Below are 22,625 nucleotides of genomic sequence, written 5' to 3'. Positions count from 1 at the left end.
CATGGCGGAACAACTGACTTTCGACCTGGCCGCCCGACCCGCGCTTGGCCGTGACGATTACTTCGTCTCGCCCGCCAACGCGACCGCCGTGGCGGGCATCGACGCCTGGCGCGACTGGCCGCGTGGCAAGATGGTGCTGACGGGCCCGCAAGGCGCGGGCAAGACCCACCTGGCGCATGTCTGGGCCGAGGCGGCAGGCGCGCAGGTCGTCGGCGCGGCCGAGCTTGAGGGGCTGGACCCCGCCACGCTGGGCCCCGCGCTGGCGGTCGAGGATGTGGACCGGGGCCTGACGGAGGCGGCGGAGACCGCGCTGTTCCATATTCACAACGTGCTTGCGGGGCAGGGGGGCGCGCTGTTGTTGACCGCCCGGACCGCGCCCGCGCGCTGGCCCCTGCGCCTGGCCGATCTGAAAAGCCGGGTGCAGCAGGCGGGTGTCCTGCAACTCGACGCGCCCGATGACGCGCTTCTGGCGGCGCTGATGGTCAAGCTCGCCACCGACCGGCAATTGCGCCTGGCCCCGCGCCTGATCCCCTATGCGCTGCTTCGCATGGAGCGGTCCTTTGCCGCAGCGCAGAGGCTGATCGCGCGGATCGACGCGCAATCGCTGCGCGACAAGAAGAAACCCGGCGAGGCGATGATCCGGGCGATACTTGCGGAAGACGGGGAATGAGTGTCAGGCTGCGCCCGGACGCACATGCAAGGGAGCAGATGAATGGTCGGTGCTGATTTCCTCTCCGCCCCCCTGGCCGAGCCCGTGGACCTGCCCGAGGCGCAGACCGAAGGTCCGGCGCGCTTCTTCAACCGCGAACTCAGCTGGCTGGCCTTCAACTGGCGCGTGCTGGAAGAGGCCGAGAACACCCGCGTGCCGCTGCTGGAACGGTTGCGCTTCATCTCGATCTCGGCGGCGAACCTCGATGAGTTCTACACCGTGCGCGTCGCGGGCCTGCGCGAATTGGCGCAGGAGGGCAACACCACGCCCTCCGACGATGGCCGCACCCCGGTCGAGCAGCTGCGCCTGATCAATGCCGATGCGCGCAGCCTGATGCGGGCGCAGCAGGCGGCCTGGGTCACGGTCAGCGCCGCGCTGGAGGAGGCGGGAATCACCGTCGTCGCGCGCGATGCGCTGACCAAGGAGGACAAAGCGGCGCTGGATGCGGTCTTCCTGGCCAATGTCTTTCCCGTGCTGTCGCCGCTGGCCATCGACCCGGCGCATCCCTTTCCCTTCATCCCGAACGAGGGCATCGTGCTGGCGCTACAGATGAAGAGCGCGAAGGATGGCCGCCCGTTGCAGGCGCTGCTGCCGATCCCGGCGCAGGTCGATCGCTTCATCCCGCTGCCCGCGCCCGAGGGGCAGACCCGCGTGCTGCTGCTGGAGGAGCTTTTGCTGCTCAACCTGGGCGCGCTCTTTCCCGGCTACAAGCTGACCGGGTCGTGCATCTTCCGCGTGCTGCGCGACAGCGACCTGGAGGTCGAGGAAGAGGCCGAAGACCTGGTGCGCGAGTTCGAGACCGCGCTGAAGCGCCGCCGCCGGGGCCATGTCGTGCGGTTGCAGATCTCGTCTGGCGCGCCCGAGGCATTGCAGCGCCAGATCACCGAGCATCTGCATGTGATCGGCGACGAGGTGGTGGAGGTCACCGGCATGATTGGCTTGGCGCGCCTCAAGGAACTGGTGCTGGAGGGCCGCCCGGACCTGATGTGGCCCAACTTCACCCCGCGCGTGCCGGAACGGGTGCAGGACCATGACGGCAACATGTTCAGCGCGATCCGGCAAAAGGACATGCTGCTGCATCACCCCTACGAGACTTTCGACATGGTGGTGCGGTTCCTGGCGCAGGCCGCGCGCGACCCCAACGTGGTGGCCATCCGGCAGACGCTCTACCGCACCTCGAACGAGAGCCCCATCGTCGATGCGCTTTGCGAGGCCGCCGAGAACGGCAAATCCGTCACCGCGCTGGTGGAGTTGAAGGCGCGCTTCGACGAGGCCGCCAATATCCGGCAGTCGCGCAAGCTGGAACGCTCGGGCGCGCATGTCGTCTATGGCTTCATCAACTACAAGACCCACGCCAAGATCAGCGCCGTGGTCCGGCGCGAGGGCGACCGGCTGGTCACCTATACCCATTTCGGCACCGGCAATTACCATCCGATCACGGCACGCTTCTATACCGATCTCAGCCTTTTCACCTGCGACGATGCGCTTGGGCGCGATGCCACCAAGGTGTTCAACTATATCGGCGGCTACGCGGAACCCGAGGGGCTGGAGAACCTCTCGATCTCGCCGCTGTCGCTGAAATCCACCATCATCGACAGCCTGCGCGCCGAGGCCGCGCATGCCCGCGAGGGGCGCAAGGCGGCGGTCTGGGCCAAGATGAACAGCCTGATCGAACCCGATGTCATCGACGCGCTCTACGAGGCCAGCCAGGCGGGCGTGAAGATCGACCTGGTGATCCGGGGCATCTGCGGCTTGAGGCCGGGGGTGAAAGGGCTGTCCGAGAATATCCGCATCAAATCCGTCGTGGGCCGCTTCCTGGAACACAGCCGCATCGTCTGTTTCGGCAACGGCGCAGGGTTGCCGTCGAAAAAGGCGCGGGTCTATATCAGCTCGGCCGACTGGATGGGGCGCAACCTCAACCGGCGGGTGGAAACGCTGGTCGAATGCACCAACCCCACGGTCAAGGCGCAGATCGTCAGCCAGATCATGGCGGCGAACCTCGCCGATGTGGCGCAATCGTGGGTGTTGCAGCCCGATGGCACCTTTTTGCGGCCCGATCTGGATGCGATCGACCGGCCCTTTTCCTGTCACCGTTTCTTCATGCAGAACCCGTCTTTGTCGGGGCGCGGATCGGCGGGGGCCAAGGATGTGCCGGAATTGACCCATTCACATGATTGACCTTCGCGTAAACTGACGGCATTTGAGGACAGGACGAGATGGACCGAAGCGACGCGATGCCGACCCAGACCCGTGACACACTGCCCCCGGGCCAGGGCCTGTTTTCCCGCCCGCTGTTCCAGGATCCGACCGCGCGGGCGCTGGCGCGGGTGGGCGTGATCGACATCGGCTCGAACTCGGTCCGGCTGGTGGTGTTCGACGGCGCGGCGCGCTCGCCTGCCTATTTCTACAACGAAAAGGTGCTCTGCGGCCTTGGCGCGGGTTTCGCCGAGACGGGGCGCTTGTCCGCCGAGGGGCGCCCGCGGGCGATGGCGGCGCTGAAACGGTTCGCGGCGCTGGCCTCGGGCATGAAGGTCTCGGCCCTGATCGCGGTTGCCACGGCGGCGGTGCGCGAGGCCGAGGACGGGCCCGAGTTCCGCGCCGAGGCCGAGGCCGAGACCGGGCTGACCATCCATGTCGTCGATGGCGAGGAGGAGGCCCGCCTGTCGGCGCAGGGCGTTCTGCTCGGCTGGCCGGGGGCCGAGGGCATGATCTGCGATATCGGTGGCTCCTCGATGGAGCTGGCCGAGTTGAAGGGCAATGGCGATATCGGCACCTGCCGCAGCTCGGACCTGGGGCCGCTGAAACTGCAGGGGATCAAGGGCGGCAAGAAGGCGGTCAAGGCGCATATCAAGGACACGATCGCGGCGTTGCAGAAGGAGTTTCCAGAGAGGCCCGAGCGCCTGTTCCTGGTCGGCGGCTCGTGGCGGGCGATTGCGCGGATCGACATGGAACGGCGGGGCTATCCCCTGAAGGTGCTGCATGAATACCGCATGTCCCGCAAGGATATCCGCGACACGATCAAGTATATCGACGCCGCCGACCTCGACGAATTGCGCGGCCGCACCGGGACCAGCGCCGAACGAATGCGGCTGGTGCCGCTGGCGGCGCTTGTGCTCAAGGAGCTGGTGAACCGCGTCAAGCCCGATGAGGTGGCGGTGTCCTCCTACGGGATCCGCGAAGGGATGCTCTATGAACAGATGTCGGACGAGCAGCGCAACCGCGACCCGCTGATCGAGGCGGCCTACATGATGGAAAGCCTCAACGCGCGGATGCCGGGGTTTGGCCGGGCGCTGTTCAAGTTCATCGAGCCGCTTTTCGGCTCGGTCCGGCCCGCCCGCAAGCGGGTGATGCGGGCGGCCTGCCTCTTGCACGATGTCAGCTGGCGCGCGCATCCCGATTACCGCGCCGAGGTCTGTTTCGACAATGCCACGCGGGCCAATCTGGGGGCGCTGAAACATGGCGAGCGGGTCTATCTGGGGCTGGCCCTGCTGCACCGCTACAAATCCTCGCGCAAGGGCACCAATTTCGAACCGCTGATGACGCTCTTGCCCGAGAAGGACCAGCGCGAGGCCGAGATCCTTGGCCGCGCGATGCGCTTTGGCGCAATGTTCACGCTGGAGCGGCCGCAAGATCATGGGGCGCTCAAGCTCTATCCCAAGAAGGGCATCTTGCAACTGACCCTGCGCTCCAAGATGGGGCGGGACCTGTTCAGCGAGGTCGCGCAGGCCCGGTTCGAGGCGCTGGCACAGGCGATCGGGGCCGATCCGGTGGTCAAGCACAAGCAGCGCTGAGGGAGCGGAGGGCGCGGGGTCGACCCCGCGCGGCATCTCTGCGTCGACGCAGAGAGACCGCCGCATTGCCTTTCCCCCCGGTGATCGCATAAGCAGCGGGGACGAGACTTTGCCAAGGAACCCCCGCAAGATGCGCCTCACCCGCTATTTCCTTCCCGTCCTGAAAGAAACCCCTGCCGAGGCGCAGATCGTCAGCCACCGCCTGATGCTGCGCGCGGGCATGATCAAGCAGGCCGCAGCGGGGATCTATTCCTGGCTGCCATTGGGCTACAAGGTGCTGCGCCGGATCGAACAGATCGTGCATGAGGAACAGGCCCTCGCTGGACACCTCGCCATGCTGATGCCGACGATCCAGTCCGCCGACCTGTGGCGCGAGAGCGGGCGCTACGACGCCTATGGCGAGGAGATGCTGCGCATCAAGGACCGCAGCGGGCGCGACATGCTGTTCACGCCCACGGCGGAGGAGCTGATCACCGACATCTTCCGCGCCAATGTGTCCAGCTACAAGGACTTGCCGCTGACGATGTATCAGATCCAGTGGAAGTTTCGCGACGAGATCCGCCCGCGTTTCGGCGTCATGCGGGGGCGCGAATTCCTGATGAAGGACGGCTACAATTTCGACCTGACCAGGGAAGACGCGCTGCACGCCTATAACCGCCACCTGGTCAGCTACCTGCGCACCTATGAACGGATGGGGCTGCAGGCCATCCCGATGCGTGCCGATAGCGGGCCCATCGGCGGCGACGACACGCATGAGTTTCTGGTGCTGGCGGAAACCGGCGAGTCGGAGGTGTTCTACGATTCCCAGATCACCGACCTGAAATTCGGCGACCGCGAGGTCGATTACGACAGCGTCGAGCAGTGCCAGGCCGTGCTGGAAGAGTTCACCAGCCGCTATGCCCGCACCGACGAGACCCATGACGAGGCGAAATTCGCCGACGTCCCCGAGGAGCGCCGCCGCGTCGCGCGCGGCATCGAGGTGGGCCAGATCTTCTATTTCGGCACCAAGTATTCCGACGCCCTGGGCGCGACTGTGCAGACGAAGGATGGCGAGAAGGTTCCGGTCCATATGGGCAGCCACGGCATCGGCGTCTCCCGCCTTCTGGGCGCGATCATCGAGGCCAGCCATGACGACAAGGGCATCATCTGGCCCGAGGGGGTGACACCCTTCCATTGCGGCATCGTCAACCTCAAGCAGGGCGACGAGGAAGCCGACGCGGCCTGCGAGGCGCTCTACAAGGCGCTGACGGCGGCGGGGCTCGATCCGCTCTATGATGACCGCAATGAACGCGCGGGCGGCAAGTTCGCCACCATGGACCTGATCGGCCTGCCCTGGCGCATCACCGTCGGGCCGCGTGGCCTCAAGAACGGGGTGGTGGAGCTGACCTCGCGCCGCACGGGCGAAAGCGAGGAAATGCCGCCCGAGGCAGCGGTGGCGAGGATCGTCGAGATCTACGCCGCGCATCGGGGCTGATCTCGCTTCAAGAGGAAAAGCGCCGCGTCCCGGACATCCCCGAGGCGCGGCGTTTTCTTGTCAGACTGTCAGTTCAGGTAGACATTGACCGTCGAATTGTTCCGGCAGGTGAAGGTGTTTCCCTGCACGGTATAGCCGCCGCTCCACCGGCCCCCCTGGGTGACGCGGTAGCGGAACCGCAGGAGCGTCTGCGCGTTCTCAACGTCTTCGAGGTTCTGGGTGAAGGTGAAGTAATAGCCGTCCTGGATAATGTGATCCGGCACCGGTTCCGAGCGCCAGAGGCTCTGGCCGTAATCGTAGTAGTCCAGATCATAGACCTGGACCGCCTGGCCCGAATTGTTGTGCAGGCGCATGGTCACGTCCTCGCAGATGTCGAAGCCGAAGGCACTGGCCGAGGTGCCGGTCGCGGCAAGGACGGTGGCGGCAATGGCGGTTTTCGCAATGGTCTTGATGGTCAATCTTTCGTCTCCTTTAAGGCTGTCTGCGCGTCATGATGCTCCGCATGAAATGAACGGATGACGCGGGATCGCGGCACGGGGCCGCGGCGCAACCTTGTCGTCCTCTGGACACGATGTCACGGCGCGGGGCCTGTCATCACGGTTTTGTGAAGGGGCGGGCAGGACCCGATGCGCGGGATATACCGAGAGAACCGGCCCGGCTTGGGGGCCGGATCTAACCCCTCCCCCTGCCTGTCCTTTTGTGCTAGTCTGGCGCTAACAATAAGAAGACAGGGCAGAGCGGACCATGAAAATTCTGGCTCTTGTAGCGGGGATCACCGGCGCGGCGGCGCTGGCGCAATTCCCCGAGGCCTCCACCCAATATGTGCAACGCCTCGCGGGCGCGGTCGATGAACTGGCCGTGGTGGTCGAGGATTTCGACCGCTCGGCTGAAGCCGCCGGGCTGACCCGCTACCAGGCGCTGGACGAGTTGACCGGCACCGCGTTCCTCAACGCGCGCAATGCCGACATGACCCGCACCCTGACCCGGTTTGAAGCATTGAGCGCCGACCTGACCCTGTTGCGCGCCGCCGGGCCGCTGGAGCGGCTGCTCTTGATGCCCGCGCGTCTGGATACCGAGATCGGCCGCCGCGCGATGCAGGATTTCCAGCCGGCGCTGCCCGTCTCGTTCCTCGGCGTGGGCTTTGCCGCGATCGGGTTCCTGGCGGGGTATGGCCTTCTGGCGGCGCTGGCGGGCCTCCTGGCGCGGCTCTTGCGGCGGCGCCAGATGGTCTGAGGGGGCGGAGGCTTTTCGAAAAGCCTCGCACGCGATTTCGAAATCGCGGCACACTTACCCTGCCAACGCGCGGCAATCCTCCCAGATCGCGACACCATCTGTTAGCCGCAGCACCCAGTCCAAGGGGATGCCATGTGGCCCCTCCAGCCCATGCACCGCGCCCATCACCGCCCCGATCAGGATCGCCCGTCCGGCACTGTCGCCGCCCGCGCGGATATTGCGCTCGACCGCATCGGCATAACTGGTGGCGTGGCGCAGGATGTGCATGATCACCGGCCCGGCCATCGGCAGGTGACAGGCGCGGCCCATCCTTTCGGCATAGTCGGTGGAACTGGCCTCGTCGGTTTTCAGCGCGTCGGTCAGAGCGTCGCGGATGCCGCTATCGGCCTCCGCCACGGCGGCCCCTATCGCGGCCGGCAGGTCTTCGCCGGACAGCACACGGCCCAGGAGGTCGGTGAAAGCGGCGGCATAGGCGTCGGCGACCGGGTTGATATTGGTCACTTCGCGCGCCCCTCGGGCCTTCTCCGCAAGGTGGTCCTGCCCATGATAGGCCGCCATGATGGCGGGCAGGGTGGCCGTGGCGGGCAGTTGATCGTCGTCGACCCCGGTCTCGGCCTTCTCATCCGCGATATTGGCCAGCGCGGCACGGGTCGGACGGTCGATATAGCCCTGATAGGGCCCGCCCGCGCCGAAATGGGCGGCGTAGGCCCGCCGGTAGGCACCCCCGTCGAACCCGCCCTCACTCCGCGTCACGCGCATCGCCAGCCACAGCACCTCGCCATATTGGCTGAGCATCCCCGCGCGCCGTCCGGCATGGGCGAAATAGCCCTTGGCCCCGTCGAAGAACGCAGGCTCCACGGGCGCGAAGGCGGCAGTGCCGCGCGCCTCGGCAATTTCGGCAATACGGGCGGGATCATAGAGCCAGTGCAACCCAAGGCTGGCGGCATCGGCGGTCAGCGCGCCAAGCAGCATGGTGGATTTCGGGGACATCGGGCACCTTTTCATCTGTCAGTCGCGGCGACGCTAGCACGGCCCCCCGCGCAAAGCCCATTGCTTCTTTCCGCCGCCGCCACCTTGGGGTAGGGTTCGCGCCAAGCGCCCCCAAGCGGCGCGCGCGATCCAGGAGCAGCCATGCCATCCGCCCCCAGACCCTCCACCACCAGGCCCTTTGCCGGGTTCGAGTTCCTCATCGCCTGGCGCTACCTGCGCGCCAAACGGGCCGAGGGTGGGGTCAGCGTGATGACCTGGATCAGCTTCCTGGGGATCATGCTGGCGGTGATGGCGCTGATCGCGACGCTGGCCGTGCGCTCGGGCTTCCGGCACGAGTTCGTCGGCACCATCCTGGGCGCCAACGCCCATGCCAGCGTGATCCCGATGGCGCGCGAGAACCAGTCGGGGCGGGTCCAGCGTGTCCTGCCGGATTACGAGGCCGTGGCCGAGCGGTTGCGCGAAGTACCCGGCGTCACCCATGCCTTTCCGATCATCAGGAACCAGGTGATGGCGGCGGGCGAAGGGGCCAATGCGGGGGTGGAGGTGATCGGCATCAGTGCCGCCGATCTGGCGCAAGTGCCGCTGGTGGCCGATCCGGAGGTCGCGCAGGGCGATCTGAGCCGCTTCAACGAGGGTATCGCACTTGGCTCGGGCGTGGCGCGCAGCCTCAATGTCGGGGTGGGCGACCGGATTCGGCTGATCTCGCCCGATGGCGCGCGCACGGCCTTCGGCACCAGCCCGCGTATCTCCGCCTATGAGGTGGTCTATATCTTCCAGGTCGGGCGCTACGATATCGACCGGGTCCGCGCCTATCTGCCGTTCGGGGAGGCGCAGACCTATTTCAACCGCGACGGCGTTGCCGACGAGGTCGAGATCATCGTCGAGACCCCCGAGGAGGTCGACGCGATGGTCCTGCCGCTGACCCGCGCGGCGCGGGCCGATGCGATCATCTGGACCTGGCGCGACAGTTCCGGATCGTTCCTGCGCGCCTTGCAGATGGAGGATAACGTGATGTTCATCATCCTCTCGATCCTCGTGCTGATCGCCACGATGAACATCGTCTCGGGCCTGATCATGCTGGTGAAGAACAAGAGCCGCGATATCGGCATCCTGCGCACCGTGGGTCTGTCCGAAGGCTCGATCCTGCGGGTGTTCTTCATCTGCGGCGCGGCGGTCGGCGTGGCGGGAACGCTGGCCGGTGTCGCGCTTGGCGTAGCCTTCGCGATCTGGATCGACCCGATCTTCGGCTTCGTCAACTGGATGGCGGGCGGCGGCGTCTGGGATCCGTCCGTGCGGTTCCTCTCGACCCTTCCCGCAAGGCTGGAATGGGGGGATGTCCTGTCGGCGGTGGCGCTGTCGCTTGGCCTTTCCTTCACCATCACTTTCATCCCGGCCCGGCGCGCGGCGCGGATGAACCCGGTGGAGGCGCTGCGCTATGAGTGACATTGTGCTGCGCCTCGACGGGATCGAGAAGGGCTACAAACTGGGCCAGCCGGGGGAGTTGCGCGTGCTGCGCGGGGCCTCGGCGCGGATCGAGCGGGGCGAGGTCGTGGCGCTGGTGGCCCCCTCGGGCGCGGGGAAATCGACGCTTCTGCATATCGCGGGGCTGCTGGACACGCCCGATGCGGGGACGGTCGAGATCATGGGCGCGGGGCTAAGCGGCGCGCGTGACCGCAAGCGCACGGCGGCGCGGCGCGGGCAGATCGGCTTCGTCTACCAGTTCCACCACCTGCTGCCGGAGTTTACCGCCGCCGAGAACATCGTGCTGCCGCAACTGGCCAATGGCATCGCGCGGGCCGAGGCGACGGAGCGCGCCGGGATGCTGCTGGCCCAGGTGGGGTTGAAGGACCGCGCCGACCATCGCCCCTCGGCCCTGTCGGGCGGCGAACAGCAACGGGTGGCCTTCTGCCGCGCGCTGGCCAATGCGCCCCGGCTTTTGCTGGCCGATGAGCCCACGGGCAACCTCGACCCCGCCACCTCGGACCAGGTTTTCGACCGGCTGATCGCGCTGGTGCGCGACACCGGCATGGGCGCGCTCATCGCCACCCATAACCTCGAACTTGCCGCCCGGATGGACCGGGTCTTGCGGCTGGAGGAGGGCGTGCTGGTGGATGGCCTCGCCTGACATCCCCCGATCTTGACACCGCCTCCGCTTTGCGGGCCTCTTCTGCGCAGAACCCCAGAAGGAGGCCCCCGATGCGATCCGATTTCGATACCGCGCTGGAAACCCGGCTTGTGCGCTATGCCGCCATCGACAGCCAGAGCGACGAGGCATCGCCCACCTCCCCGAGCACCGAGATCCAGTATGACATGCTCAACCTGCTGAAGGCGGAACTGGAGGAGATCGGGGCCGAGGACGTGCGGCTGACCGATTACGGCGTCGTGCTGGCCACGATCCCGGCCAGCCCGGGCGTCGAGGCCCCGGTGATCGGCCTCCTGGCCCATGTCGATACCGCGCCCGCCTATAACGCGACCGGGGTGAAACCGGTGGTGCATCGCGGCTATAACGGCGGCGATATCAGCTTTGCCGACGCGCCCGACCTGGTGCTGTCGCCCCGGACCTCGCCCTATCTGGCGGGCAAGGAGGGGCATGACATCATCACCGCCAGCGGCACCACGCTGCTTGGGGCCGATGACAAGGCGGGCGTCGCGATCATCATGACCGCCGCCGAACACCTGCTGAAGACCCCCGAGAGTCCGCACGGCAGGATCCGCATCGCCTTCACGCCCGACGAGGAGATCGGGCGCGGCGTGACCGAGCCCCTGCCGGGCGATCTGGGCGCCGATTTCGCCTATACGTTCGACGGGGCCAAACTGGGTGAGCTGGATTACGAGAGCTTTTCGGCCGATGGCGCGAAGGTTGTGGTAACGGGTGTCTCGGCGCATCCGGGTGACGCCAAGGGCAAGCTGGTCAACGCGCTGATCCTGTCGGCGCGGATCGTCGAGACGCTGACCCATGCCTGCCCGACGCCCGAGGTGACGGAGGCGCGCGAGGGGTTCATCCTGGTGGGCGAGATCGAGGGCAACGCGGCGGAGGCGACGATCAAGCTGATCCTGCGCGATTTCGAGATGGCGGGGCTGGAGGCCAAGGGCGCGCTGCTGAAACAGGTCTGCGCCACCGTCGCCGCGCGCGAGCCGCGCGCCCGGATCACCTGCGAGATCCGCCACCAGTATCGCAACATGCGCTATTGGCTGGAGGAGGACATGAGCCCCGTGGACCTCGCCCGTGCGGCGATGCAGGCGGAGGGGATCGAGCCGTTGTCCAAGCCGATCCGGGGCGGCACCGACGGGTCGCGCCTGACCGAGATGGGGGTGCCATGCCCCAACATCTTCACCGGCATGCAGGAGATTCACGGGCCGCTGGAATGGATCAGCGTGCAGGATATGGCTGCGGCAACGAAGGTCTGCGTGCGGCTGGCGGGGTTGGCGGCGAAAGGGTAGCGGGGTCCGGTCCGCGTCAGGCCCCCTTGGCAGCGCCCCCACCTTGACCGGCGCGTCAGTTCACGATCGCCGCGATCTTGTCCAGCGTGGCGGTATTGACCGCAACGCCGGATCGTTTGGCCTCGGCCCGTTTCGCGCGCCGCCCGTCGCCTTGCAGATGTGCGCCCTCCTGCGCCCGGATCGCGGCGATGAGATCGCTCATGCGGGTGCCGAAATGGCCGCCGCTGGTGGCGCCGGGATGGATCGCGATGAAGCATTGCCCGGTCTTGGGCGGCCCGCCCTGAGTGCCCGAAAACGGGGCCGCATCCTTGCCGAGCGTTGCCCCCGACAGCGCCGCTGCCATCACCTCGACCAAAAGCGCCACACCAACGCCCTTGTAGCCGCCCGAGGGGGCCATGGAGCCCTTCAGCCCGACATTCGGGTCGGTCGTGGGATTGCCGTCCGGGTCCAGCGCCCACCCGACCGGGATCGGTCGATCCTCTCGCGCGTGTTTCATCACCTCGGACTTGGCGATGGTGCTGGCGCTCTGGTCGATGAGCAGATCGACCTCACCGCCGCCACCCGGCGTGGCCAGCGAGAACGGGTTGGTGCCGATGACGGGCCTGGCCCCGCCCGAGGGCGCGATCGAGGCGGGCGCGTTGGTGAAGCCCAACCCTACCAGACCGGCGGCGGCCAGACGGTGTGTGTGATAGCCCAGGACGCCGCAATTATAGCTGTCATGGATGTTGAGGATCGCGATGCCCTGGTCGCGCGCCAACGGGATCAGTTGCTCGAACCCCAGATCAATCGCGGGATGGGCAAAGCCGGTCGCCGCATCGACATGGAGCGCGGCGGGGCGCGGATGTGTCAGCACGGGCCGCGCTTGGCCATCGACCTTGCCGCACCCGACATGTTCGCAATAGATCGGGATATAGGCGAGGCCATGGGAGGCGACGCCATCGGCCTCGGTCGCGGCGGTTGCGACGGCCAGGGGCCGCGCATTGGCCTCGGAGGTGCCAGCGGCGACCAGCGCGCGCATGGCGAGGTCCTCGATGTCGGAGAGCGTCAGGGTCTTGGTCTGGATCATGGGGGCCTCGGATCAGTCATTATCGGAGAGGCCCGCCCCCGCCCCGGCAAGGCGCGAGGCCTCGGTCGCGGGGGCGTAGGTGCGGGCGGCGAAGGAGAGAAGCCGGGCCCAATCTGTGGGCACGGGCGTGGCGCGGCGGGCGCTGGGCAGGGGCCGCGTGACCGCGCCGCCGAGGGTGAGCGTGACGGTGGCCTTGGACTGCGGCTGGCCGGTGAGGGCAGTCTGAGTGCCGTCTGTCGTGGCAATGAAACCAGCGTTGTGCAGGGTGATGGTCTTGCGCAAGGCGCGCGCGGCGGCACTGGCGAAGGGCAGGAGCAGGCGGGGATGGGCGACGGGCGTCAGGCGGATCGGGCCGCCGGGCAGGAGATGCGCGAAATCGGACAGCGCGATGCCGGTGCGCAGCGCGCAGAGCGGGCGCGATGCCGACCATTGGCCGGGGGAGATGTCCGGCCCCGCATGGCGCGGCCCGCGCAGCAGCACCGCCAGGTCACCGCAGCCGTCAAGCCCGTGCGCGCACAACCAGCGCGTGGCGCGCCCGGCCTCCTCTGCCTCGCCCCAGGACAGGCCCGCCCCGCGCGCAGCCTTGCGTGCCGTGGCCTCGATCTCGTTCAGGGAGAGGCTCATGGCGGGGCCTCGGGGTAGATCCAGTGCTCGGCGCTGGCGGGCGTCAGATCCTCGGGGTAGGGCGCGCCGGTATACATGGCAATCCGCACCCACCGGTCGGATCGCGGGTCGAAATGCGTGGCCCCGAAGAACGAGAGTTTGGCGCGCAGCATGTCGATGGGCAGGAGGTCGGCGGAAATGATGTTGTCGCGGATCTCGGCATAGGGCGCGATACGGGCGATCTGCGCGCGCCGGATGCTCTGGCGGTGCTGGGGATGGGCCAGCAGGAACTCGGCGATGGCGGTGTCACCGGCGTAGTTGTCCAACGCATGAAAGGCTGCTGCCGCATCGCGGGCGGGCGCGAGGGGTTGTTCGTAATCGGCAATCGGTTCGTCGAACCGCTCACCGAGGCGGGGCTCCAGCTTTTCTTCCGACACATACCAGGCGCGGGCGCAATTCGACGGCGCGCTCCAGTCCAGGTCGAACGCCCAACTGAAGCACTCGGCAAGGGCGGCGCGCGCTTCGGCCACGCTTTGTGCGCCGTCGATATGAGACGCATCCGGGTTGCCATCGGCCATGCAGGAGGCAAGACCGTCCACCAGATCGGGGTATGGCTCCAGTATGAGCGAGGCGACAAGCTCCTGCGCGTCCTCATGCAGGTTCGCTTCAGCCCATTGATACAGGCGATTCCAGGGACAATCCGTGGCCAGATCGGACTCCGCCACATATGCCATCAGCGCGACCAGATCGGCGCGCAGAAGACCGAGTCGCTCGGTCTGGATCAGGTGGTCGGAGCGCCAGCGGGTGACGGAGAATGCGCTGCGGTCGAGAAGCGCGCGGAAGGTATCGGCCTCCTGCGGGGTGGCGGTTTCGACCGAGCGGACGCGGGCAATCGCCTCTTCCCTCGCCATGATCCAGTTGTTGAAGAGGACAGGGTGATTGACGATGAAAGGGGCCATGCCGAGGCCGGTCGAATTGCCGATCCCGAGGCGTCGGCCGATGGTGGGGTCGAGCGTCGCCGCCCGGTCCCCGCCTGTCGCGTGCGCCATGTGCTGCACGAGGTCGCGCACGAAGACCCGCGTGAGGTAGACCGAGAGCATTTCGGCCTGGAACGGCACTTGCATTTCGGGGCGGCCCGCGATCATTTCACGATCCGCCGCGCCGAACTTGCCCGAGCCGTAGACGGCGGTGGTGCGCATCAGGTAGCCGACGGCGTCGATCCGGGCCGGGTCGGGCTGCTGCCCGCGGGCCAGCCGGTCCACGACATGCGCCCACAACCGGACGGAGCGGTTGGCGCGGGAAAGCGACAGCTCGGTTTCCGAGATGCGGCCTGCCTCCTGCAAGGGCACATTGGCGCGCAGCCGGTCGATATCCGCGCCGGTCGGCACGCCATCGTAGAGGCAGAAGGTGGCATCCCAGGCCTCGGCGATGACCCGGTCCGAGCGTTGATCGGCAGGCAGGTCATGCGCGAAGGCGATGAGGGAATAGCGGCGCTCCGGCGTATGCGCGGTATAGACGGCATGGCCGACCCCGGCCTCGTCGATCTCGAATGCGGGCCGGGTGAAGGTCCAGCCCTCAGCCGCCATGCGCCGCGTCAGGATCCGCATGAAACTGAGCCGCGATTGGTGCAGAACCCCGAGCCGGCTCAGCCGCATCACCTGCGCCGGCGGGCGGCGGGGGATGTGGGTGCGGGCCGGGTCGCGCATCGGCGTCATCCTTTCGGGGTGAAGTTCTCGGCGAAAAACCGGTACCAGTTGCCACCCATTATGCCCGCGACCTCCTCGGCGCTGAGGCCGGTGGCGCGCAATCCCTCCTCGACATTCCCGAAATCGCGGTTGTCACGGAACCAGGCGGGCATGGGCGGAAACCCCGGTGCGGCGGCAGAGCCTTCGCCATAGTCGATCTCCTTCGACCAGCGGCCCACGCGCATCCATTCGACAACGCTGTCGGGCTGATCCTGGCACAGGTCCGACCCGATGCCGAGATGTTCGGCCCCGTAGCGGGCCGCCGTGTCGGCGACCATCTGGCAGAAGCTGTCCAACGTGCAGTCCGATTTCCCCTTGAGGTGATGAGGATAGAGCGAAAAGCCCAACATGCCACCACGCTCCGTCACCGCGCGGATCACCGCGTCGCGCTTGTTGCGCAGGGCGGGTTGCCAGGCGTGCGGGTTGGCATGGCTGATGACGACGGGGCGCTCGGAAATGTCGGCGGCCTCGATGGTCGAGCGGTCCGCCGAATGGCTCATGTCCACGACCAGCCCGACGCGGTTCATTTCGCGGATCACCTGACGCCCCATGCGGGTGATGCCGGGGTCTTCCGCCTCGTAACAGCCCGTCGCCAGCAGCGACTGGTTGTTGTAGCTCAGCTGCATGAGGCGCGCGCCGAGGGTGTGGACGATCTCGACCAGCCCGATGTCATCCTCGATCGGGGCGGGGTTCTGGAAGCCGAAGAACACCGCCGTGCGGCCCGTCTTGCGGGCGCGGTCGATGTCACTGGCCCAGAGGCCCTTCATGATCAGATCGGGATGCTGCTCGAACCAGCGGTTCCATTTCTCGAAATTGAGGACCGTCTCGCGGAAATTCTCGTGATAGCTGATGGTCACATGGATCGCATCGACGCCGCCCTCGCGCAGCTGGCGGAAGATCCTGGGCGACCAGTTGCTGTATTGCAGCCCGTCGATCCTCATGCCGGGTTTCCGGCGCTGATATAGGCGGTCTTGACCGTGGTGTAGAACTCCGCCGCCGCGCGGCCCTGTTCGCGGGGGCCGTAGCTGCTGTCGCCCCGTCCGCCGAAGGGGACATGGTAATCGGTGCCCGCCGTGGGCAGATTGACGGTGACGACGCCGGTGCGGGCGTTGCGGCGGAAATGCGTGGCGCGGGCGAGGCTGCGCGTGACGATGCCCGAGGTCAGGCCGAACCGCGTGTCGTTGACCGTGGCCAGCGCCTCATCGTAGCTGCCGACCTTGATCACGGATGTCAGCGGCGCGAACATCTCCTCGCGGTTGATGGTCATGTCATTGCGCGTGTTCAGGAACACGCCGGGCGACATGTAATGGCCGTCATGCGGCATCGCCAGCCGCGCGCCGCCGCAGGCCAGTTCCGCGCCCTCGGTTTTGCCGAGGCGCACGTAATCGAGGTTCTCCGAAAGCTGCCGGTCCGACACCACCGGCCCGATCTGGGTGCCGTCCTCCAGCGCGTGGCCGACCTTCATCGCTTGCGCGCCTGCCACCAGCTTCTCGGCAAAGGCGTCATGGACCCGGTCATGCACCACAAGCCGTGAAGAGGCCGTGCATTTCTGTCCGGTGCCGCCGAAGGCCCCGCCGAGCGCCAGCGTCACCGCAAGGTCAAGATCGGCATCGTCCATCACCGCAAGGGCGTTCTTCGATCCCATCTCCATCTGCACACGGGTCAGATTCTGGATGGCCGCCGCCGCGATCCCCTTGCCCACGGGCACCGAGCCGGTGAAGGAAATCGCGTCGATCCTGGGGCTTTCGACCAGACGCTGGCCGATATCCGCCCCCGACCCCATGACGAGCGAGAAGAGCCCCTTGGGGATGTCCTGCCGGTCGATGATCTCGGCCAGCGCCACTGCAGAGGCGGGGGTGAGGTTGGCGGGCTTCCACACCACGGCGTTGCCATAGGCCAGCGCGGGCGCGATCTTCCATGACGCGGTGGCGGTGGGGAAGTTCCACGGGGAAATGACGGCGACGGTGCCGACCGGCTCGCGCCGCACGTCGATCTCGACACCCGCACGCACGCTGTCGGCGTTCTCGCCCAATTGGCGCAGGGTTTCAGCGGCGTAATAGGTGAAGAACTGCCCGGCGCGATAGACCTCGCCTCGGCCCTCGGCCAGCGGCTTGCCCTCTTCGCGGGACAGGAGCGTGCCAAGCTCCTCGGCGCGGCTCATCAATTCGGCCCCGATCGCCATCAGGACGGCCTGCTTACGCTCCAACCCGTAGCCCGCCCAGTCTGCCTGTGCGATGCGCGCCCGGTCCAGCGTCGCCTCAAGCTGATCGGCGCTGGCCTGGGTGAACAGGCCGATGAGGTCGGTGATGTCCGAGGGATTGCGGTTCTCGATCTCGGACACTCCGGCGGTCCAACTGCCCGCGATGAGGTTGAATTTGGTGTCGGGCATGGGCGGAGTCCTCTCGGTCGGCGCAGGTTGCAGCAGGATGCCTGCGGGCCGCCGCATCAGTCAAACTCAAAAAGATGAACCGAATTTCAACCAAACTGAAATTGGACGGTCGCCCCTTCCGCCTTGATCCACACCGATTCCTCGCTACCTCACCCGAAGACGCCGGGGCATTCTTGACTCTTGCCGGGTTTCAGGGACAGTCACAGCCCTTTGGCCACGGAAATATTCTGCGCCTTGGGCGGCAGACAAAAGGGACAACGCCATGACAGATTCCGCGACACGGTCGGACCGGGGCGACACCCTGGAGTTTTCCGCCGACAAGGGCGCGTCGCGCTCGACCTGGATCGCCGGGATCATCCTTCTGGCGGTTGTCGGCTGGATGGGCAGCGGGTTCGTCCTGCCGAGCGAGGAGGAGGACGCCGCGCCCGAGACGGGCGAACCGCAGCCGGTCTCGGTCGTGGTTCAGCCGTCCGAGGCGGAACCGGTGACGCTGCTTTTCACCGCCGAGGGGCAGGCGATGCCCGATCGCGACCGCATGATCATGGCCGAGGCCACGGGCGAGGTTGCCAGCGTCTCCGCGACCATGGGCAGCTACGTGGAGGAGGGGGCCGAGATCGCAAGGCTCAGCTCGGCCAGCGCCGAGGCGGAACTGGCACGGGCAGAGCAGGAGGTGACCCGCACCGAACGCGACCTGGAAAATGCCGAGACCCTGCTGGAACGCGGCGTCGCCACCCAGGACAGGGTGCAGCAGGCGCGCTCGGCCTTCGCGCAGGCCGAGGCGCAGCTGACCGCCGCCCAGGAGGCGCTGGAGGATCTGATCATCACCGCGCCTTTCGCGGGCCGGATCGAGCTGCTGGACCTGGATACGGGCGAATTCGTGCAGGCCGGATCGCAGGTCGCGCGGCTGGTCGATAACGCGCCGCTGACGGTGTCCTTCCAGGTGCCGCAGCAATCGCTGACCCGCCTGCAAAGCGGCCAGCCCGCCACCGTGCAATTCATCACCGGCGAGGAACGCGAGGGCGTGGTCAGCTTTGTCGGCACCTCCGCCGCCGAGACCACGCGGACCTTCCTGGCCGAGGTGACCCTGCCGAACGAGGACGGCGCCATTGCCGCCGGCATCTCGGCCCGGATCACCATCCCGACCACGGACGTGACGGCGCATTTCATGTCGCCGTCGATTGTCTCGCTCAGCCCCGCCGGGCAGTTGGGCGTCAAGATCGTCGATGACGAGGATATCGTCCGGTTCCACCCCATCGAGGTGGTCCGCGCCGAGATCGAGGGGATCTGGGTCACCGGCCTGCCCGACAGCGTGCGCCTGATCACCATCGGACAGGGTTTCGTCAGCGACGGCGAGACCGTGCGCCCGCAACTGGCGGAGGACGACCAGTGAGCGGGTTGATCGACGCCGCCTTTTCCCGCGCGCGGGTCGTCGCCATGACGCTGATCGTGATGCTGTCGGTCGGGACTTATGCCTACGTGTCGATCCCGAAGGAGGCCAGCCCCGAAGTGCCGCTGGCGCTGTTCTATATCCATACCGGGCTGGACGGGATCAGCCCGACCGACGCCGAACGCCTGCTGATCGAGCCGATGGAACAGGAATTCGCAGGCATCACCGGGCTGGACAGCATGACAAGCTTTGCCGCCGAGGGCTCGGCCAGCGTGCAACTGGAGTTCCAGCCGGGCCTCGACAATGACGAGGTGCTAAGCGACATCCGCGAGGCGGTGGACCGGATTGCGGGCGACCTGCCCGAAGATGCCTATGACATCACCGTGACCGAGATCAACACGGCCCTTTTCCCGATCATCACCGCCATCCTCTCGGGCCCGGTGCCGGAACGCACCCTGAACACCCTGGCCGAGGACTTGCAGGAAGAGATCGAATCGCTGTCCGGCGTGCTGGAGGTCGAGATCGGCGGCGAACGCGAGGAATTCGTCGAGGTATTGATCGATTCGACCGTGTTCCAGACCTATGACCTGTCCTTTGACGAGCTGATCGGCCAGATCACCCGCAATAATCGCCTGATCGCGGCGGGCGCCATTGAGACCGGGGCAGGCCGGATCGTGCTGACCGTGCCGGGGCTGATCGAGGATCTGGCCGATGTGATGTCGATGCCGGTGCTGGTGCGCGATGACACGGTCGTGACCTTCGGTGACGTGGCAACGGTGCGGCGCGCCTTCGACGACCCCACGGGCTTTGCCCGCATCGACGGCCAGCCCGCGCTGGCGCTGGAGGTCACCAAACGCTCGGGCGCCAATATCATCGAGACCGTCGCCGCGGTTCGCGACCGGATCGAGCGATTGCGCGTCGACTGGCCCGAAACGGTCGAGATCACCTATCTTCAGGACCAGAGCGAACAGGTCGAGGATCTGCTCAGCGACCTGGAGGCCAACGTGATCACCGCCGTGGCGCTGGTCATGATCGTGATCGTCTATGCCCTCGGTTTTCGCTCGGCGGTGCTGGTGGGGCTGGCCATTCCGGGCGCCTTCCTGGCCGGTGTGACCGCGCTGTGGGTGATGGGCTACACGATGAATATCGTGGTCCTCTTCTCGCTGATCCTGGTGGTGGGGATGCTGGTCGACGGGGCCATCGTGACGACCGAACTTGCCGACCGGCAATTGCAGGAAGGGGTGGAGCCGAAGAAAGCCTATGCCAATGCCGCCAAGCGCATGGCCTGGCCGGTCATCGCCTCGACCGCGACGACGCTCAGCGTGTTCTTCCCGCTCCTGTTCTGGACCGGCATGGTCGGCGAATTCATGAAATTCCTGCCGATCACGGTGATCCTGACGCTTTTTGCCTCGCTCTTCATGGCGCTGATCTTCATTCCCGTCATGGGCGGCATCATCGGCAAGCGCCAGCCGCAGACGGCGGCCTCGAAGGCGGCGCTGGCGGCGGCGGACTCGGGCGATCCGCGCCGGATCGGCGGGGTGACGGGGGCCTATGTCCGCGTCCTCAACTGGGCCATCCTGCGCCCCGCCGCGACGGTGCTGCTGACGGTTGCGATGCTTCTGGGCAGCTTCGGCCTTTATGGTCAATTCGGTGTGGGCCTCAGCTTCTTCCCCTCGGTCGAACCGGAATTCATGCAGGTGCAGGTGCGCGCGCGCGACAATTTCTCGATCTTCCAGCGCGACGACCTGGTGCGCCGGGTTGAAAGCCGCCTCTTGGAATTCGACGAGGTGGCCAGCGTCTATGCCCGCTCGACCATGAGCGCGGGGCAGGGCGACGAGGAGACCATCGGCACCATCCAGCTTGAGCTGACGCCCTGGGACACCCGCCGCCCGGCCGCCGAGATCGGCGAGGATATCCGCCAGGCGATGACCGATCTTGCGGGCATCGACGTTCAGGTGCAGACCGAAAGCGGTGGCCCGACGGCGGGCAAGCCGGTCAACCTGGAGATCACCGCGCGAACGGGCGAGGCGCAGGGCGCGGCGGTCGAGATGATCCGCGACATCATGGACCGCGTCGGCGGCTTTACCGACGTGACCGATACCCGCCCGCTGCCGGGCGTCGAGGTCGCGGTGATCGTGAACCGGGCCGAGGCGGCACGATACGGCGCCGATGTGAGCCTTCTGGGGCAGGCGCTGCAACTTTTGACACGCGGCATCGCGGTCGCCGAATACCGCCCCGACGACACCGATGGCACGCTGGATATCCGGGTGCGGTTCCCCTACGAGGACCGGTCCCTGTCCGAGCTTGGCAACATGCGGGTGCCGACGGCGGCGGGCTCGGTCCCGATCTCGAATTTCGTGACCTTCGAGCCGGTGGAGCGCACCGGCACCATCCGGCGCATCGACGAGCGGCGCGTCGTCACCATCGAGGCCAATGTGGCCCCCGGCCTCCTGGTCAACGACCAGGTCATCGCGCTCACGCAGGCGCTGGAGGCCGCCGACCTGCCCGAGGGGGTCGAGTTCTCCTTCGCGGGCGAGGCCGAGGACCAGGCCGAGGCGATGAATTTCCTGGTCGCCGCCTTCCTGTCGGCAATCTTCCTGATGTTCGTGATCCTGGTGACCCAGTTCAACAGCTTCTACCAGGCCTTCGTGGTGATGAGCGCCATCGTCTTCTCCATCGCGGGGGTGCTGCTTGGCCTGTTGATCACGGGCCGACCCTTCGGGGTGGTGATGGGCGGCATCGGCGTGATCGCGCTGGCCGGGATCGTGGTGAACAACAATATCGTTCTGATCGACACCTATAACGACCTCAAGAAATCCGGCCAGTCGCCGCTGGAGGCCGCGCTGAGGACGGGTGCGCAACGTCTGAGGCCCGTGGTCCTGACCTCGATCACGACCGCGCTCGGGTTGATGCCGATGGTGATCGGCCTCAACATCAACTTCTTCACCCGCGAAATCGTCTACGGTGCCCCCTCGACCCAATGGTGGACGGAACTGTCCAGCGCCATCGCGGGCGGGCTGGTGGTCGCCACGGTGCTGACGCTTGTGGTGACGCCCGCGATGCTGATGCTCGGCGAAAAACGCGCCGCGCGGCAGGCGGGGGGCGGGACGGCAGGAGCGACGGCCTGACGGGCGGGGAAACGTAGGGTTTGGAAGGGGTGGAGGCGAGTACCGGACCCGCTACCATTTTTCTAAGCCACTGTAAGGCTTGAACAATCGAATGCGAGGTTGATTTGTGTGTCGCACTTCGTGTCACACTTATGCTGTCTGGGTTGTGTTCTTGTCAACCGCCGGATGTCGCTCAGGTGGTCTTCCTATCGTCCTATAGGTGGCCCGAATGCTGCCTTGGCTGTCCCTTCGTCCAATAGTGGCGGCGGGTCACGTCTTGGCGCTTCTGTCCCTCTACAGGTGGTGCGGGTGCTGACCCTATGGCCCTTCCTGTGTCCTATGGTGCGGGCGAGGTGTGAACCGGGACGTGTCCCTGACCGGGCGGGTGGGGTATGGGGGAAGTTGGCGCTTGGCTATGTATAGATGGGGCCGCGAAAAAATCTGTCATATTCTTTGAGGTTTCCGCATGATGATGTACTCATCTACGTGACCCGCTGTACGAGAAAGCATCTGTAGGAAATAGCATACCAATGGCTTCCGCACGTGTACGATTGACAAGGCTATTGGATAAAGGCTTTTATCCCGTTGAACTTCCCCCGCCGTTCAGGACAAGTGGACCTGTCACGCTTTCGTGCCGCCCCAGGTGCTCGTTTAAGCCACTTTCCGTTCGAAGGCGACCGGGCTTTTCCA

At 66.5% G+C, this 22,625-nt stretch carries 17 protein-coding genes; 10 read left to right on the top strand and 7 right to left on the bottom strand.

Features of this window, described 5'->3' with window-relative positions:
- Nucleotide 1 precedes the first annotated feature (1 nt).
- The 4 genes from HNS34_RS18155 to proS all read left to right on the top strand — a co-directional run bounded on the left by HNS34_RS18155 (nucleotide 2) and on the right by proS (nucleotide 5,974).
- Nucleotides 2–670 (top strand): P-loop NTPase family protein, encoded by a 669-nt coding sequence (locus tag HNS34_RS18155; protein WP_172321514.1) that lies wholly within the window; start codon nucleotides 2–4, stop codon nucleotides 668–670.
- 42 nt (nucleotides 671–712) lie between these two features.
- The gene (locus tag HNS34_RS18150) at nucleotides 713–2,887 is read left to right on the top strand and encodes an RNA degradosome polyphosphate kinase (RefSeq protein ID WP_172321513.1); all 2,175 of its coding nucleotides are present in this window, start codon (nucleotides 713–715) and stop codon (nucleotides 2,885–2,887) included.
- 38 nt (nucleotides 2,888–2,925) lie between these two features.
- A complete protein-coding gene (locus tag HNS34_RS18145) occupies nucleotides 2,926–4,500 on the top strand; it encodes a Ppx/GppA family phosphatase (RefSeq protein WP_407925880.1) in 1,575 nt (524 codons plus the stop codon).
- Between the two features lie 130 nt (nucleotides 4,501–4,630).
- Nucleotides 4,631–5,974, top strand: coding sequence for a proline--tRNA ligase (gene proS / locus HNS34_RS18140; protein WP_172321512.1), 1,344 nt, complete (start codon nucleotides 4,631–4,633; stop codon nucleotides 5,972–5,974).
- A gap of 68 nt (nucleotides 5,975–6,042) precedes the next feature.
- Here the strand turns inward: proS and HNS34_RS18135 are convergent, their stop codons facing one another.
- Entirely contained in the window at nucleotides 6,043–6,432 is a 390-nt protein-coding gene (locus HNS34_RS18135; RefSeq protein WP_172321511.1) for a hypothetical protein, read from the bottom strand.
- 286 nt (nucleotides 6,433–6,718) lie between these two features.
- Between HNS34_RS18135 and HNS34_RS18130 the strand changes: the two genes are divergently transcribed.
- A complete protein-coding gene (locus HNS34_RS18130; RefSeq protein ID WP_172321510.1) occupies nucleotides 6,719–7,207 on the top strand; it encodes a DUF2937 family protein in 489 nt (162 codons plus the stop codon).
- 54 nt (nucleotides 7,208–7,261) lie between these two features.
- Here HNS34_RS18130 and HNS34_RS18125 read toward each other — a convergent pair whose 3' ends face one another.
- Entirely contained in the window at nucleotides 7,262–8,197 is a 936-nt protein-coding gene (locus HNS34_RS18125) for an ADP-ribosylglycohydrolase family protein (protein WP_172321509.1), read from the bottom strand.
- 141 nt (nucleotides 8,198–8,338) lie between these two features.
- Here HNS34_RS18125 and HNS34_RS18120 point away from each other — a divergent pair, with 141 nt between their 5' ends.
- From HNS34_RS18120 to pepT, 3 genes are all read left to right on the top strand, one after another.
- Nucleotides 8,339–9,640, top strand: a complete 1,302-nt coding sequence (locus HNS34_RS18120; protein ID WP_172321508.1) for a lipoprotein-releasing ABC transporter permease subunit — start codon at nucleotides 8,339–8,341, stop codon at nucleotides 9,638–9,640.
- Entirely contained in the window at nucleotides 9,633–10,322 is a 690-nt protein-coding gene (locus HNS34_RS18115) for an ABC transporter ATP-binding protein (protein WP_172321507.1), read from the top strand. Before HNS34_RS18120 ends, HNS34_RS18115 begins: the two co-directional genes overlap by 8 nt.
- Before the next feature lie 71 nt (nucleotides 10,323–10,393).
- Nucleotides 10,394–11,638, top strand: coding sequence for a peptidase T (gene pepT / locus HNS34_RS18110; RefSeq protein WP_172321506.1), 1,245 nt, complete (start codon nucleotides 10,394–10,396; stop codon nucleotides 11,636–11,638).
- A gap of 55 nt (nucleotides 11,639–11,693) precedes the next feature.
- Here pepT and HNS34_RS18105 read toward each other — a convergent pair whose 3' ends face one another.
- The 5 genes from HNS34_RS18105 to HNS34_RS18085 are packed head-to-tail and all read right to left on the bottom strand — an operon-like array spanning nucleotide 11,694 to nucleotide 17,441.
- Complete coding sequence (locus tag HNS34_RS18105) at nucleotides 11,694–12,704, bottom strand: Ldh family oxidoreductase (protein ID WP_172321505.1); 1,011 nt, start codon at nucleotides 12,702–12,704, stop codon at nucleotides 11,694–11,696.
- Between the two features lie 12 nt (nucleotides 12,705–12,716).
- A complete protein-coding gene (locus tag HNS34_RS18100) occupies nucleotides 12,717–13,328 on the bottom strand; it encodes a DUF3726 domain-containing protein (RefSeq protein WP_172321504.1) in 612 nt (203 codons plus the stop codon).
- On the bottom strand, nucleotides 13,325–15,013 hold the full coding sequence (locus tag HNS34_RS18095) for a hypothetical protein (protein ID WP_172321503.1): 1,689 nt from the start codon (nucleotides 15,011–15,013) through the stop codon (nucleotides 13,325–13,327). Before HNS34_RS18095 ends, HNS34_RS18100 begins: the two co-directional genes overlap by 4 nt.
- 5 nt (nucleotides 15,014–15,018) lie before the next feature.
- Nucleotides 15,019–15,993: a membrane dipeptidase gene (locus HNS34_RS18090; RefSeq protein WP_172321502.1), complete on the bottom strand. Its 975-nt coding sequence runs from the start codon at nucleotides 15,991–15,993 to the stop codon at nucleotides 15,019–15,021.
- On the bottom strand, nucleotides 15,990–17,441 hold the full coding sequence (locus HNS34_RS18085) for an aldehyde dehydrogenase family protein (protein ID WP_172321501.1): 1,452 nt from the start codon (nucleotides 17,439–17,441) through the stop codon (nucleotides 15,990–15,992). The genes HNS34_RS18090 and HNS34_RS18085 overlap by 4 nt, the downstream gene beginning before the upstream one ends.
- 262 nt (nucleotides 17,442–17,703) lie before the next feature.
- Between HNS34_RS18085 and HNS34_RS18080 the strand changes: the two genes are divergently transcribed.
- Both HNS34_RS18080 and HNS34_RS18075 read left to right on the top strand, forming a co-directional pair.
- Entirely contained in the window at nucleotides 17,704–18,831 is a 1,128-nt protein-coding gene (locus HNS34_RS18080) for an efflux RND transporter periplasmic adaptor subunit (RefSeq protein WP_172321500.1), read from the top strand.
- Nucleotides 18,828–21,956, top strand: coding sequence for an efflux RND transporter permease subunit (locus tag HNS34_RS18075; RefSeq protein WP_172321499.1), 3,129 nt, complete (start codon nucleotides 18,828–18,830; stop codon nucleotides 21,954–21,956). Before HNS34_RS18080 ends, HNS34_RS18075 begins: the two co-directional genes overlap by 4 nt.
- Nucleotides 21,957–22,625 lie beyond the last annotated feature (669 nt).

The sequence above is a fragment of the Alterinioella nitratireducens genome (assembly GCF_013155465.1).
Taxonomy (GTDB): Bacteria; Pseudomonadota; Alphaproteobacteria; order Rhodobacterales; family Rhodobacteraceae; genus Alterinioella; species Alterinioella nitratireducens.
This window is presented reverse-complemented; position numbering and strand designations above follow the sequence as displayed.

What these genes read in the sequence shown, in the direction of transcription:
- proS (WP_172321512.1), top strand. Translation starts at nt 4,631, where the DNA reads ATGCGCCTCACCCGCTATTTCCTTCCCGTCCTGAAAGAAACCCCTGCC.
- HNS34_RS18145 (WP_407925880.1), top strand. Translation starts at nt 2,926, where the DNA reads ATGGACCGAAGCGACGCGATGCCGACCCAGACCCGTGACACACTGCCC.
- pepT (WP_172321506.1), top strand. Translation starts at nt 10,394, where the DNA reads ATGCGATCCGATTTCGATACCGCGCTGGAAACCCGGCTTGTGCGCTAT.
- HNS34_RS18080 (WP_172321500.1), top strand. Translation starts at nt 17,704, where the DNA reads ATGACAGATTCCGCGACACGGTCGGACCGGGGCGACACCCTGGAGTTT.
- HNS34_RS18155 (WP_172321514.1), top strand. Translation starts at nt 2, where the DNA reads ATGGCGGAACAACTGACTTTCGACCTGGCCGCCCGACCCGCGCTTGGC.
- HNS34_RS18115 (WP_172321507.1), top strand. Translation starts at nt 9,633, where the DNA reads ATGAGTGACATTGTGCTGCGCCTCGACGGGATCGAGAAGGGCTACAAA.
- HNS34_RS18095 (WP_172321503.1), bottom strand. Translation starts at nt 15,013, where the DNA reads ATGCGCGACCCGGCCCGCACCCACATCCCCCGCCGCCCGCCGGCGCAG.
- HNS34_RS18085 (WP_172321501.1), bottom strand. Translation starts at nt 17,441, where the DNA reads ATGCCCGACACCAAATTCAACCTCATCGCGGGCAGTTGGACCGCCGGA.
- HNS34_RS18100 (WP_172321504.1), bottom strand. Translation starts at nt 13,328, where the DNA reads ATGAGCCTCTCCCTGAACGAGATCGAGGCCACGGCACGCAAGGCTGCG.
- HNS34_RS18090 (WP_172321502.1), bottom strand. Translation starts at nt 15,993, where the DNA reads ATGAGGATCGACGGGCTGCAATACAGCAACTGGTCGCCCAGGATCTTC.
- HNS34_RS18105 (WP_172321505.1), bottom strand. Translation starts at nt 12,704, where the DNA reads ATGATCCAGACCAAGACCCTGACGCTCTCCGACATCGAGGACCTCGCC.
- HNS34_RS18150 (WP_172321513.1), top strand. Translation starts at nt 713, where the DNA reads ATGGTCGGTGCTGATTTCCTCTCCGCCCCCCTGGCCGAGCCCGTGGAC.
- HNS34_RS18130 (WP_172321510.1), top strand. Translation starts at nt 6,719, where the DNA reads ATGAAAATTCTGGCTCTTGTAGCGGGGATCACCGGCGCGGCGGCGCTG.
- HNS34_RS18120 (WP_172321508.1), top strand. Translation starts at nt 8,339, where the DNA reads ATGCCATCCGCCCCCAGACCCTCCACCACCAGGCCCTTTGCCGGGTTC.
- HNS34_RS18125 (WP_172321509.1), bottom strand. Translation starts at nt 8,197, where the DNA reads ATGTCCCCGAAATCCACCATGCTGCTTGGCGCGCTGACCGCCGATGCC.